Origin of the sequence: Pseudomonas retamae (assembly GCF_043496865.1) — a bacterium.
GTDB classification, from domain to species: Bacteria; Pseudomonadota; Gammaproteobacteria; order Pseudomonadales; family Pseudomonadaceae; genus Aquipseudomonas; species Aquipseudomonas retamae.
In genome coordinates, this window is the sequence record NZ_JBIEIL010000002.1 from 357845 (window position 1) to 370712 (window position 12868).

11 protein-coding genes are annotated in these 12868 nt (G+C 60.6%); 4 read left to right on the forward strand and 7 right to left on the reverse strand.

Annotated elements, in window-relative coordinates; translation table 11 throughout:
• The first annotated feature begins 99 nt into the window (after positions 1-99).
• Positions 100-927, forward strand: coding sequence for a glycosyltransferase family 2 protein (locus ACGSLL_RS04775; protein WP_394503818.1), 828 nt, complete (start codon positions 100-102; stop codon positions 925-927).
• A gap of 322 nt (positions 928-1249) precedes the next feature.
• Here ACGSLL_RS04775 and ACGSLL_RS04780 read toward each other — a convergent pair whose 3' ends face one another.
• From ACGSLL_RS04780 to ACGSLL_RS04805, 6 genes are all read right to left on the reverse strand, one after another.
• The gene (locus ACGSLL_RS04780; RefSeq protein WP_394503670.1) at positions 1250-1834 is read right to left on the reverse strand and encodes a hypothetical protein; all 585 of its coding nucleotides are present in this window, start codon (positions 1832-1834) and stop codon (positions 1250-1252) included.
• A gap of 86 nt (positions 1835-1920) precedes the next feature.
• Complete coding sequence (locus ACGSLL_RS04785) at positions 1921-2118, reverse strand: hypothetical protein (RefSeq protein ID WP_394503672.1); 198 nt, start codon at positions 2116-2118, stop codon at positions 1921-1923.
• 11 nt (positions 2119-2129) lie between these two features.
• Positions 2130-2372, reverse strand: coding sequence for a hypothetical protein (locus ACGSLL_RS04790; protein ID WP_203421575.1), 243 nt, complete (start codon positions 2370-2372; stop codon positions 2130-2132).
• A 714-nt stretch (positions 2373-3086) separates the two neighbouring features.
• Entirely contained in the window at positions 3087-4154 is a 1068-nt protein-coding gene (locus ACGSLL_RS04795; protein ID WP_394503674.1) for a lipocalin-like domain-containing protein, read from the reverse strand.
• Complete coding sequence (locus ACGSLL_RS04800) at positions 4144-6615, reverse strand: FtsX-like permease family protein (protein WP_394503676.1); 2472 nt, start codon at positions 6613-6615, stop codon at positions 4144-4146. The genes ACGSLL_RS04795 and ACGSLL_RS04800 overlap by 11 nt, the downstream gene beginning before the upstream one ends.
• The gene (locus ACGSLL_RS04805) at positions 6612-7265 is read right to left on the reverse strand and encodes an ABC transporter ATP-binding protein (RefSeq protein WP_394503678.1); all 654 of its coding nucleotides are present in this window, start codon (positions 7263-7265) and stop codon (positions 6612-6614) included. Before ACGSLL_RS04805 ends, ACGSLL_RS04800 begins: the two co-directional genes overlap by 4 nt.
• 137 nt (positions 7266-7402) lie before the next feature.
• Between ACGSLL_RS04805 and ACGSLL_RS04810 the strand changes: the two genes are divergently transcribed.
• Positions 7403-9376, forward strand: coding sequence for an alkyl/aryl-sulfatase (locus tag ACGSLL_RS04810; RefSeq protein WP_394503680.1), 1974 nt, complete (start codon positions 7403-7405; stop codon positions 9374-9376).
• A 217-nt stretch (positions 9377-9593) separates the two neighbouring features.
• Here ACGSLL_RS04810 and ACGSLL_RS04815 read toward each other — a convergent pair whose 3' ends face one another.
• A complete protein-coding gene (locus tag ACGSLL_RS04815) occupies positions 9594-10439 on the reverse strand; it encodes an AraC family transcriptional regulator ligand-binding domain-containing protein (protein ID WP_394503682.1) in 846 nt (281 codons plus the stop codon).
• Positions 10440-10535: 96 nt separating this feature from the next.
• On the opposite strand from ACGSLL_RS04815, the gene ACGSLL_RS04820 reads away from it, so the two are divergent.
• Both ACGSLL_RS04820 and ACGSLL_RS04825 read left to right on the forward strand, forming a co-directional pair.
• A complete protein-coding gene (locus ACGSLL_RS04820) occupies positions 10536-11474 on the forward strand; it encodes a LysR family transcriptional regulator (protein WP_394503684.1) in 939 nt (312 codons plus the stop codon).
• Positions 11471-12490, forward strand: coding sequence for a helix-turn-helix transcriptional regulator (locus tag ACGSLL_RS04825; protein ID WP_394503686.1), 1020 nt, complete (start codon positions 11471-11473; stop codon positions 12488-12490). Before ACGSLL_RS04820 ends, ACGSLL_RS04825 begins: the two co-directional genes overlap by 4 nt.
• Positions 12491-12868 lie beyond the last annotated feature (378 nt).

The window sequence follows — 12868 nt, forward strand, 5'->3', positions numbered from 1 at the left end:
CGACGCGATACCCGCAAATTAAGCTTCACCTAAGCTTCCCTCGCTAGCATCGCGCCTCATGAACCCTGTCGTCATGAGCCGTGAATGAATCCTTCCGACATGCAAGCCTTTGATTTAACCAGCCAGCCGCCAGCGAATTTCAGCCTGGTCCTGGTCAATTACAAAACCCCGGACATCACCAGAATGTGCCTCGAACTGTTGCGCGAGCACGTTCAGGCGCAGCGCATTCCGGTGTGGGTGGTGGATAACGATTCGGCGGATGCCAGCCTCGATTACTTGCGCTCGCTGGACTGGATCAATTTGATCGAGCGTCCGTCGCCGGGCAAGGAAGCGGGGCATATTGCGCATGGCAAAGCGCTGGATCTGGCCTTGGCGAAAGTTGAAACCGATTATCTGTTTTTGCTGCATACGGACACTTTCGTCTACGACAAGGAAGTGTTTGGGATGATGATGCACGAGTGCGCCAGGTCGCCGGACATGGCGGCGGTGGGTTGTGTCGAACAACTCAACCGCGGGTTACTACGCGATACGTGGCGGTTAACTTCGCGATTCTGCAAGCACCATGTTCGTCGGGCGAAACTGCATCTGGGCATGCGCTCGAAACAGCCGCGGCCTTATAAAGAAACGCATTTGAAAAGTTTCTGCACACTGTGGAACGCGCGCCTGATGAAATCGCTGGGACTGCACTTCTGCATGGATGATCAAGTTCCGGGTTATGCCCTGCAGGATCGCATGAGTGGTCTAGGCTATGGCATCAAGTTTCTCTCGCCGCGAAAGATCTTCCGTTATCTGGATCACATCCAGGCCGGCACCGTCGCTGCGGCGGGCATCTATGGGGAAAACCACCGGCGAACGAAGATGTATCAGGCCACGCTGAAGCGCCTCCAGGGGCAGCAAGGCAAACCGGATATGCGCGCCTCGGCGTAATGTGAAGCAACAAAAAAAGGGCGACTTGTCAGTCGCCCTTTTTTGTTGCGGAAAATTGTATACATCGATCAAAAGAGGTGTTCGCCCAGTGTAATGGCCTGGCAATCCATGCACCGGTAAAGAGCCCTGACACTGGGCGAACCGGGAGGATTTTAATTGAACCTGGTGGATATGTCGTCAGGCTTAAACATGAAATTTTTGTACTGGAAAGTTAAAAAGTGTGTCTCGTCGATATTTACCGAGAAACTTCCTACAACCGGTTTTATATGACTGTTCTCATACATAAAGCTGTACAAGAACAATCATACTGTAGAGTTAATACTCAACTATCGTGCTGACTGGTCACTTTCAGGATATCGGTGTAAGTGACAATAACGCTCTGCCCCACTTTCAAATCCTTGAGCTTCGCTTGAATCTCCGGCTTTTTCACATCGAGCGTCTTCGATTGTCCGGACGGGTTTTCAAGGGTGACCTGATGGGTCTTCAAATCAATTTTGCTGATTTTCAACTGCACCTGAACCTGCCGGTAAGCCTCGCCACCCGGGTTGTCGCTGCCCGGCGCCTTGCGCAGCTCGCCGGTGCGCTCGACGGTGCCCGGCAGACCTTTATCCACATCGGTGTCGAGATAGGCGGCGACCGATCGCTGCACCTCGATCTTCACCAGATCGCCTGCCTTGAGATTGGCAAGATTCTTCGCTTTGTCGCTGAGCTGGACATGAACCTTTGCGCCCTCGGGCCCTTCCAGTACGACCTGATGATTGGCCGGGTCGACCGCCAGCACTTTGGTCGTGACGACATCCGCTTCAACCGTGGCGGACAACGGAATGTCGGCAGCCCAAGCGCCGAAAGTGGTGGCAGAAAGGAGCGTTGCGAGAGTGATGGCCTTGGCCAGTGCGTCGAGCTTCATATGCATGACTTTCCCTGTTATGAAATGGCGACGCCCGCCGCCGAAGCAACTTCAGCGGCGGGCGTGCCAGTGAGCATAGACGCTGTTCAGGGCTTGACTTGCGTTTGTGGCCCTCGGGTGTGCGGCTTTGCGGTCTCCTGAGCGGTCGATTCGCCGCTCGGTGTGCCTTTGCTGCCCTGCCGATGCTTGGGATCGGTCGGCCGCAGGGCATCATTGTCCCGTTCGGTTTCGCCGGCCGGGCGCGGTTCATCGGGATTGTCGTTCTGGCTAACGGTTTTGTTCATGGTACGAGTCCTCAGGCTTCAGGGTCGTCGAGTTCGCGGGCGACGTTGACCGCGGGTGAATCCTTGTGCAGATCATCGGCCTTGGCGCGCAGGAGCTGCCACTGCTCCAGATCGATGGCGCCTTGGCCGAGCAAATCGTCGGCGATGCGCTGCAGATCGAGGTAGTGAGCGTCCGGGGAGTTTTGCCAATAGGACTGATCGTCGTACAGGCGTTGCCAGGTATTGAGGTCTGGGGGTTGCAAGTCGTCGCTCATGGTGAGTCCGGAAATTTGCGGGTTTCTGGGTAGAGCGGCGGGTGGCGGCGAGAGTTCCGGGCAGTTTGCCTGGGCGCGGATCGTGATTGCTGTTGAGGCTTGAAACAGCCCGAAAATCAAAAGCCCCTCACCCTAGCCCTCTCCCGGAGGGAGAGGGAACTGACCGAGGTGGATGTGAGGGATGTGCCAATCTGAAATACCGAGCCGAACGCAATTTCAAAGCCAACGCAGATCGGCTCCCTCTCCAAGGGGAGAGGGCTGGGGTGAGGGGCAAATCCACCACAAATCTCAAGCCGTGCGGCGCTTCTCACCACTCAACAATGAGCGTTAGCTCGAGTGCTCTTGATCTTGATCTTGCGTCACCGGCGACATCGGAAGGCTGAGTGGAGGGATTGATCCGGGCGTGGGAGCGCAGCGACCGTCTGGCGCAGCCAGACACAGCGGAAGGAGGTGCAGCGCAGCAAACCGTAGCCGCTGCGCCCGGATCGATCCCGGAGCGAAGGGACCCGAGCTTGCGAGGGCCGTACGTAGGAACAAAGCCTTTTGGTTCCTTTTTGGCGTCTGAAAAAGGGACTCGCCGTAAGGGCGAAACCGCCAGCCGCAGCACCCGAAGCAACGGATATGTACCCAAAACTCAGCGCCTGAAAGTAAGCCATCGCGAGCAGGCTCAGTCCTACAAGCGATATCGAGCCGCCTGCAAAAAATCGTACCCGCTCAATACCCGGTCATCTCCAGATACCCCCGACCCGCATGACTCCCCCCAATCCCCACCGGCCCTTCCCAATAAGGAATACGCAAATCCATCCAGGCGTCACGATTAAGCGCATCGACGCGAATGTCGAGGCGCTTGTCCGGAATACGGACCCACCACTTCACCGGCATCGACCGCCCAGCAACCTCAGCCGTGTCCTGCGGCACAAGACTGATCTGCTCACTGCGCAACGTCTCAATCTGCCCATCCGCAGCAATCCACGTACCCGTCAGATAAGCCGCCCCTTCCTTCTGCCGCATCCGATAAAGCATCACATGCTCACCACTGTCCAGATGCAGGGAAAACCAGTCCCAACCGGTCTGATTGGCGGTGAGCGGCTGACTGCTCCATTCCCGGTCCAGCCAAGCCGGCCCGCTGACCGTATAAGTCTGACCATCGATCTGCAGCGTCCCGCTGGCCTGAAAAAACGGCTGGCTGTAGTAATACGACGCCTGTCCCTGCTCGGACTTCTGACTGAAACCCTTGTCGCCCTGCAACACCAGCGGCCGGCTGGACGTCAGCCGCAGGTCATAAGCGAAGTTTTTATCGCGAGCACTCAGCTGCATGTCGCTCAACGGGTCCGCCGCCTTGCCGACAAACATCCAGTCATCGATCCACGCCTCGAACGGCGCCAGGCGCACACCCGCCTGCCCGACGCCACCGCGCGCGTAGCGCTCGGCGGCGTGATGCACCGTGCTTGACGTCACCGCCGCATGCCCGAGCCACACCGTCTGGTTGCCCCACCCTGCCTGCTCCGCCTCAGGTTTCAAGGCACTGCGAAACAACGTCCATTGCACGCCGAAATCGTTGCCTTGCTGATCCTTGAGATTCGCCGTGACGTACCACCATTCGATGCGAAAACCATCATGCGCGCCATGATCCGCCGGAAAACTGAACACCCGCCCCGGCACTACCGGGGTAAACGCCTGCGCCTGCGCGCCCATGCCGGCAAAGCCCTTCTGTTCCGGTACGGACTGATCACAAGCGGTGAGCAACAGCGCGGCCAGCAGCACGACGAGCTTAATCCTCATGGGCAAAGGTCCTCAGCAAGTCCGCCGGTTGCGTGCGGTACAGCGAATACAGCGGCCACGCCGAAGCAAGCAAGGTCGCCAGCAGCGCCAGCCCCATCAGTTGCAGCAGTTGCCACGGGAACACGCGCAACGGCAGGCGCCAGCCGAACGCCTGCACGTTGATCACCGCATCGAGGCACCACGCCAAGGCAATGCCCAGCGGCAACGCCAGAATCAGCGTCAACACCGCCAGCAGCCAGGTCTGGCCGAGGTTGAGCAGCATCAGTTGCCGCCGCGTTACGCCCAGCGCCCACAACGGCGCGAGCTGGCCGAGACGGCTTTGACTCTGCGTCAGCAGGCTGATGAACAACGCGACGCCCGCGACCGCCAGGGTCAGGCTGTTCAACGCCGCCGTCGCAGCAAAGGTGCGTTCGAACACCTGCACTGACCAGCCTTTGAGCCGCGCCTGATCAATGATGCGGCTGTCGTCCAGTTGAAAACGCGTCTGCAAGGCACTCAGGAACGCCGGAATGTACTGCGGGTCGATGCGCAAATTGAAACGGTTCGGCGTCAATTGCGGCCAGCCGCGCAACAGGTGATTGCTGTTGACCAGCAAGTGGCCTTTGGGATTGCCGTAATCGGCGTAGATGCCGACGATGCGCGGCGACCATGTGCCATTCGGCGCGGCAATCGTCAGCCGATCACCCGCGCGCACCTTGAGCCGCCGCGCCAGTTGCTCGCTGAGCATCACCGCATCGTCCGTCACCAGATGCGCCCAAGGGTCGCTGCCGTTGCTTTCGAGCAGCGGCCAGTGCTGGCGATAATGCGGATGATCGACGATGCCGAACAGCTCCGCCGGCCAGCCTTGCAGCGTCACCGTGACCTCCCAGTTGGGCAGCACCGCGCGGACATTCGGCTGCTGCCTGAGCCAGCTGTACATTTCCCGCGACTGGACCGGATTGCTCGGGTTGATGTACAGCTCGGCGCTCAGGCGTTGTTCGAGCCAGTCGTTGAAGGTCTGACGAAACCCGGCGGTCATGCTGCCCGCGCCGATGTTGGCGGCGAGCGCCAGCAGCAGCGCCATCAGCGCCAGACTCAACGCCGGCAATTGCTGCCGGCAATCGGCGAGAAACCATTGCCCCAGCACCGAACGACTGCGCCCCAGCAACGGCTGTAAAAGTGCGCTGAGCAACACCGGCAAGGCCAGCGCCGCGCCGAGCAGCAGCCCGGCCATCAAGACGAAGCCGCTGCTCAGGCTGTCGCCCCAGAGCAGCGCCGCCAGTGCGGTCGCCAGCAACCCCGCCGCCAACCAACCCTGCCGACGCAACCAACGGGAATATTGTTCGTGCCAGGCCTGCGGATCGGCGACCGCCAGCAATGGCAGACGCGCTGCCCGCAACAGGCTGCTGGCGCCGGCGAGCAAGGCGCCAAGCAGGCTCAAACTGATGCCGCTGAACCACCACCACGGGCTCAGACGCAACTGCCCCGCCACCTCCGCGCCGTACAGACCGCGCAGGCTGGCGGCGACATCCGGCAGTAACACGCTGGCCAGCCAGTAGCCGCTGATCACGCCAAACACGCCGCCGAGCAGCGCCAACACACCGAGTTCGACGATCAGACACGTGATCAGCATCCGCGCACTGACGCCGCAAGCGCGCAATGTGCGCAGCAGGCCACGACGCTGTTCAAGCGCCAGGCCAATCGCCGCGTGAACGATGAACAAACCGACCACGAAAGACAAAAAGCCCAAGGCATCGAGATTCAGGTGAAAGCTCTCGGTCAGCCGCGCGAGGTTGTTTTCTTCGCCGCTGCTTTTGAGTTGCAACTGGCCTTTCAACGAGGCCGGCAACTCGGCGTGATAATCCTTCGGCAGCAGCATTCGCGATAGCTGCCCCGGTTGCTCCAGCACGGTTTGCGCCACGCCGATGTCCACCAGCAACACGCCGGGGGCCATGTCTTTCTGGACCACGAGCGGCGGCAGAACCTGGCCGTTGACTGTTTGCGGCGTAGCGCCTTCGCGCAGTTTCAGCGCCTGCAAGGTATCGACGGAAATCCACGTGCTGCCCGGTGGCGTGAAGAATTCGACAACCCGTTCGATCGGCATGGCCTGCCCGGCCACCGCTGAGTCAGACGGCAATGACACCGGTTCGATGCCGATCAATTGCAGACGCTGGTCTTCGTGCCCTTTGAGCAACAAGCGCCCTTGCAACAGCGGCGACACCGGCCAGCCTTGGCGGCGCAAATCAACAAACCATTGCTGGGTAAACGTCGCCCCACCGGGTGTGCTCAGGCTGGCCTGCGGTTCGCCGCCGATCAGTTGACTGGCCCGCGCATAGCTGTCGCGCGCCTGACTGTTCAGCGCCTCGACGCCGGTCAGCAGGCTGGTCGCCAGCCACAACCCGGTCAGCACGCTGAAAAACTGCACCGGATGACGCCGCCAATGACTGAGCAGCGCGCGCAAGGTCTGCCGGAAAACCCTCACGTCAGGCGCCCACCGGACAGCACCACTTGCTGCGCCAGACGCGCCGCTACCCGTGGACTGTGCGTGACCATCAACAACGTCGTCGGCGTGTCATCGAGCAGTTCCAGCAACAGCCGCAGCACTTCATCGCTGGTGGCTTCATCGAGGCTGCCGGTGGGTTCGTCAGCCAGCAGTAATTTCGGCTGCGACGCCAGCGCCCGGCCCAGTGCGACCCGCTGCTGCTGACCACCGGAAAGTTGTTCGGGATAACGCTTGAGCAAATCGCCCAGGCCCAGACGCTGCACCAGATGCGCCTGCCAGCGCGGCTCATGGCGCCCGGCCAGCCGCGCCTGAAACGCCAGATTGTCCTCGACGCGCAAACTGCCGATCAGGTTGAACTGCTGGAACACCAGACCTATTTCGGTGCGCCGCCAGTTCGCCAGTTGCGCTTCGCTCATCGACTCCAGCCGATATTCACCGCTGTGAATGCTGCCGCGGTCGACCTTATCGAGGCCGGCGACCAGATGCAGCAACGTGCTCTTGCCGCTGCCCGACTCGCCCATCAGCGCCAGACTGCTGCCAGCCGCCAGCGTCAGGTCGACACCCTGCAATACCGGCAACGAACCTTGCGGCGTGGAGTAATTTTTGTAGACGTTGCGAACCTCGAGCATGGCTGAACCTGATCGTTGAGTCTGGGCCAAGGATAGCGGCCCTGAATGGTTTTTGTCCGTTGATGATCATCGTTATGGCAGCGGTCCGCCCTACCCTGCGCGACAGTCCACTGATAACGATAAGAACCGGAGTCACCATGCAACGTTTCATTTTCAGCAAGCGCGGCCTGCTGGCCTGCCTGATCAGCGCCTCTGTCAGCCAGACCCTGCTGGCCGCCGATACCCCGGGCGCGCCCAGCGCACAGACCCGTGCCAGCAACGCCGCCGTCCTGCAACAACTGCCCTTCAGCGACCGCACCGATTTCGAATCCGTCAGCAAAGGCCTGATCGCGTCCTTCAAAGGTCAAATCAAGGACCCCGCCGGCAAGGTCATCTGGGACGCCAATGCCTACAATTTTCTCGACCACGAAAAAGCGCCGGAATCGGTCAACCCGAGCCTGTGGCGGCTGGCGCAACTCAACGCCCACGCCGGTCTGTTCGAAGTCAGCCCGAGGTTGTATCAGGTGCGTGGCCTCGACCTGGCCAACATGACCATCATTGAAGGCGATGACGGGTTGATCATCATCGACCCGCTGACCATGGCCGAAACCGCCCGGACCGCGCTGGATCTGTATTACGCCAACCGCCCCCGCAAACCGGTGGTGGCGGTGATCTACAGTCACACCCATGTCGACCACTTCGGCGGCGTGCGCGGGGTGATCGATGAGGCCGACGTCAAGGCTGGCAAGGTCAAGGTCTACGCACCGTCCGGTTTCATGGAACACGTGATGAGCGAAAACGTTATGGCCGGCAACGCCATGAGCCGTCGCGCGCAATACCAGTTCGGCAGCCTGTTGCCGCGCGGCGAAAAGGGTCAGGTCGATGCGGGCCTGGGCAAGAGCACACCGAGTGGTGGCACGGTCACGCTGATCCCGCCCACCGACCTGATCACCGAGCCTCTGCAAAGCCATACCATCGCCGGACTGCAAGTCGAGTTTCAGCTGACGCCGGGCACCGAAGCGCCGGCAGAAATGAACCTGTATCTGCCGCAACTGAAAGCCCTGTGCATGGCCGAAAACGCCACGCAGATGATGCACAACATCCTCACCCCGCGCGGCGCGCAAGTGCGTGACGCCAAGGCATGGTCGCAGTACCTCGACGACAGTCTGGCGCGCTATGGCGACAAGACCGAGGTAATGTTTGCCCAGCACAACTGGCCGACCTGGGGCGGTGAACGCATCCGCACGTTGCTCGCCGACCAGCGCGACATGTATGCCTTTATCAACGACCGCACGCTGCACTTGCTCAACCAGGGCCTGACGCCTCTGGAGATCGCCGAGGCGATCAAGAAACTCCCGGGTTCGCTCGATCAGAAGTGGTACACCCGCGGTTACTACGGTTCGCTGAGCTTTAACACCCGCGCGGTGTATCAGCGCTACATGGGTTTTTATGACGGCAACCCGGCCAACCTCAATCCGCTGCCGCCAGTGGACGCCGCCAGACGCAGCGTCGAAGCCATGGGCGGCGCGGCGGCGGTGCTGGAAAAAATGCATACGGCCATGGCCAGCGCCGACTATCGCTGGGCCGCGCAACTGGGCAATCAGCTGTTATTCGCCGAGCCGGACAACGCCGACGCGCGCAAGGCGCAGGCCGAAACTCTGGAGCAACTGGGCTACCAAAGCGAGAACGCCACCTGGCGCAACATGTACCTGACCGGCACCATGGAACTGCGCAATGGCGTGCCGCCGCAATCGGCCAACACCGTGTCGGTGGACATGGTGCGGGCGATGAGCCCGGAAATGTTCTTCGACTATCTGGCGGTGCGTCTGGACAGCGACAAAGCCGTGGCTCATGACCTGACGCTGAACTGGACCTTCGACGATGTGCAGAAGGACTTCAATCTGACCCTGCGCAACGGCGTGCTGACCCATCGCGCCGGGCTCAATCCTGCGGCGGATGCCGGTGTCACCCTGAGCCGCGATACCCTGGAAAAGATCAGCCTCAAGCAACTGGACTTCCCGACGGCGATGCAACAGGGCTTGATCAAGTTGCAGGGCAACGGCAAGAAGTTCGGCGAACTGATGGGCAGCCTCGACACGTTCGGGCCGCAGTTCAATATGGTCACGCCTTGAGATCCAAAGCCCTCGCCCTGATCCTCTCCCGGAGGGAGAGGGAACTGACCGAGGTGGATGTACCCGATACGCCGACGGGATACCGAGTTGAACTCAAATTCCGAACGCCACGACAATCGGCCCCCTCTGCCCTCGCCCCCTTGGGGGAGAGGGCTGGGGTGAGGGGGAATCCTTCTGACACAACAAAAAACGATCAATCACCCCAATCCAGCCATCATCAACAACCCGACCCCGAATGCAGCCGAAACTGCTTCGGCGTGATCCCGAACCGTTTGCGAAACGCGCGAATGAAATTGCTCGGCTGGCCATAGCCGAGGCGCCGGGCAATGCGCTCGATCGGTTGATCGCCCGCGGTCAGCCAGTGGCGTGCCAGCGCCAGGCTGTCATCACGCTCGCCGCTTTCGCTCAGCCAGTGGCGCAGCATGCTCTGATGCAAAAACGGATTGGCGCCGCGCAGCGCCTCGTCGAGCATCGCGCGGTGCACGGTCAACTGCGGATATTCGCCCCGTTCGACAGCGACGCCCTCATTGCGCAGCCACTGCCCTGCAAATTGTGAGGGGCACAACGTGACGCTGGCAAACACCGCGTCAGCTGGTTTGCCAAGCCTTCGAGCGATGTTACGCACCAGCGTACAGGTGGCGGCATCGAACCCGAAGTGATGCACCGCGCTCTGCGCCGGGCGCAACTGCAACCGCGCGAAATCCCCTGCCTCGAGCAATTCGACCTGCACATGATTGCTGATTCGTGGCACGAACCTGACGAAGCAGCCAAGGCTGGCGCGCAAGGTCGCGGCGGTATCGAGAAGGATGTTCAGGCCTTGCAGATCGGTGGTTGCCAGGCCGTCGACCAGCTCACACCCAAACGTCGGCGCTGCACCGGCCAGCTCGCATTCACGCCACAGTCGTTCAACCGCTTGCGCGGCGATTCGCCGGGCTGGATCAACCAGGCTGGACGGACAGATTCCCACCCGTGCCAACAGCCGCTTTGAGTCCAGGCCAGACTGTTCGGCATGGCCAACAATGGCGCGGGTATAAGCGCTGCAAACGAATAAAGACTGGGACATGACAGACGTTTCTGAGGGACGGGCGTGTACTTATGCCAGCCGGCGTGCTATCGATCCAATGCATTAAAAGTATCCGCAAAATGCAGGAGACGCATGATGGATCTTCGCCAGCTTCGCCACCTCGTCGCCCTCGCCGATTGCCGCAATTTCGGCCGCGCTGCCGAGGCGGTCAATCTCAGCCAACCGGCGTTCAGTCGTAGTATCCAGACGCTGGAACGTGACCTTGATTGCGAACTGGTCGAACGCAGCAGCCGCGAATTTCGCCTTACCGGTCAGGGCGATCTGGTGCTGCAACATGCGCGGCGGCTGCTCGCCGGCAGTCAGGCGCTGCACAACGAACTGACGCAATACAACGGCCTCACCGGCGGCGAACTGCAATTCGGCTGCGGGCCGTACCCGGCGCAGGTGCTGGTACCGGACGCGCTGGCGCGGTTCATTCAGGCGCACCCGGCGGTTCGCACGCGGTTTCATCAGGGCGACTGGCAGCAATTGGCGTTGTGGTTGCGTGAGCAGCAGATCGAATTCCTGATTGCGGACGCCCGTTATTTCGTCAGCGACCCGCAATATGACGTGCAATTGCTGCGTACCCGGCCGGGCGGTTTCTTCTGCCGCGCCGGCCATCCATTGGCCAGACAACAACGCCTGCAATTGCGTGCGCTGCTCGACTATCCGGTAGTAGGCACGCGCATTCCGCCGATGATTCGCAAGGTGCTTGCGGATCTGTTGGGCGAGGCAGATTTCAACCCGAGTGTCGAATGCGCACAATTCGATGCGATCCAGCGGGTGGTATTGCGCTCCGATGCGATAGGTCTGGCCACGCTCGAAGCGTTGCGCGAGCAGATTGATCAAGGATTGATACACCTGCTCGACTTCATCGATGTGCCGCTCAACGATTCAGCCTTGCAGCTGAGTTACGGCATTGTCAGCCGCGCCGGGTATTCGCTGAGCCCGGCAGCGCGGGCAATGATCGAGGCGATCCTGAGCGTCGATCAGCAGTTGTTGGCAGCCAGCATTCCCGCGGCATGTTCTGTATGAGCACCTTCGCTGCGCAATCCGCCAATGCTTTTTATGCCGCGACCGTGCTGCCGGTCATTGAAGAATTGCTGGCCCGAGGCGTCGCCCAGGATGCTATCGAAGCGCAATTTCACAAAAAGCTTTCAGACCTGCGCACGCCGTTCATGCGCCTGCCGCTGGTGGTGTCGCGAAGTTTCTGGGCATTCGCCGTTGAGCAGAGCGGCGATCGGCTGATCGGTCTGGCGGCCGGTCAACGTTTCGTGTCCACTACCCGCAACGGCGTGACTTATTTGTTCGATGTTGCGGTGTCGCTGGAAAGTGCGTGTGATCATTTCGCGCGTTTCTTTAGCCGATTTAGTGGCCATTTCAATGTGCAAATCGTGCGTGAAAACGGCGATGTGCAATTGCGTCTGGTCGAGCGCGGAGCACTGCGCGCCGCAGCGCCCGTCGCCGATTTCATTCTGGTCAGCCTCTGCGGCATGCTACGCCGCAAGCTGCTTACCAGCGGCATCAAGCTTGATCCGATCGTAGGCGTGGCACTGACTACAGCCGGCAGTGATGAACATCAACGCGCTTTCAATGCACCGGTGCTCGGGCAACAGCCGAACGCCGCGATCCATCTTGACGCGCAGCTGTTCGGGACGCTGCTGACACCCAGGCAATCGGCGCTGGAAGACACCTTGGTCGAGGTGCTCGAACAGACCCTGCGCAACAGCGAACCGACGCTGCTGGAGCAAGTCAGCGACTACCTGATCGATAATCTGGCGACGGCCGACTGGAAGCAGTTCTGCGCGACGCAGCATTTGCTCGAACGCACGGCGGCGCGGCGTTTGAAGGCGTTGGGCTGGGGATTTGCCGAATTGCTCGATGACTGCCGGCGCTATCGGGCCGAAGATCTGTTACGGGTTGGGGAACTGGAGCTGGTTGAGGTATCGGATCGGTTGGGGTACAGCGATGTGCAGGGTTTCAACCGGGCGTGTTTGCGCTGGTTCGGGTGCGCGCCGGGGGTTTATCGTACTCGGTGGGGTAGGTGCTGAGTTTGTGTGAATATCCGTTGCTGCGGTAACGGCGGCTTAGGGTTTCGCCCTTACGGCGAGTCCCTTTTTCAGACGCCAAAAAGGAACCAAAAGGCTTTGCTCTTGCGTCCGGCCCTCGCAGGCTCGGGTTCCTTCGCTGCGGGATCAATCCCTCCACTCAGCCTTCCGATGTCGCTGGTTATGCAAGATCAAGAGCACTCGAGCTGGCGCTCATTGTTGAGTGGTTAGAAGCGCCGTATGGCTTGAGATCTTCAGTGGATTCGCCCCTCACCCCAGCCCTCTCCCGAGGGAGAGGGGGCCGATTTGTGGGCTTTTCGGAAACTGCGTACGACTCGGTATTTCAGGTCGGCGCACCTTTCGCATCCACCTAGGTCAGTA

Excerpts from the sequence above, each read along its gene's own strand:
- ACGSLL_RS04775 (WP_394503818.1), top strand. The coding sequence starts at position 100 with ATGCAAGCCTTTGATTTAACCAGCCAGCCGCCAGCGAATTTCAGCCTG.
- ACGSLL_RS04780 (WP_394503670.1), bottom strand. The coding sequence starts at position 1,834 with ATGAAGCTCGACGCACTGGCCAAGGCCATCACTCTCGCAACGCTCCTT.
- ACGSLL_RS04785 (WP_394503672.1), bottom strand. The coding sequence starts at position 2,118 with ATGAACAAAACCGTTAGCCAGAACGACAATCCCGATGAACCGCGCCCG.
- ACGSLL_RS04790 (WP_203421575.1), bottom strand. The coding sequence starts at position 2,372 with ATGAGCGACGACTTGCAACCCCCAGACCTCAATACCTGGCAACGCCTG.
- ACGSLL_RS04795 (WP_394503674.1), bottom strand. The coding sequence starts at position 4,154 with ATGAGGATTAAGCTCGTCGTGCTGCTGGCCGCGCTGTTGCTCACCGCT.
- ACGSLL_RS04805 (WP_394503678.1), bottom strand. The coding sequence starts at position 7,265 with ATGCTCGAGGTTCGCAACGTCTACAAAAATTACTCCACGCCGCAAGGT.
- ACGSLL_RS04810 (WP_394503680.1), top strand. The coding sequence starts at position 7,403 with ATGCAACGTTTCATTTTCAGCAAGCGCGGCCTGCTGGCCTGCCTGATC.
- ACGSLL_RS04815 (WP_394503682.1), bottom strand. The coding sequence starts at position 10,439 with ATGTCCCAGTCTTTATTCGTTTGCAGCGCTTATACCCGCGCCATTGTT.
- ACGSLL_RS04820 (WP_394503684.1), top strand. The coding sequence starts at position 10,536 with ATGGATCTTCGCCAGCTTCGCCACCTCGTCGCCCTCGCCGATTGCCGC.
- ACGSLL_RS04825 (WP_394503686.1), top strand. The coding sequence starts at position 11,471 with ATGAGCACCTTCGCTGCGCAATCCGCCAATGCTTTTTATGCCGCGACC.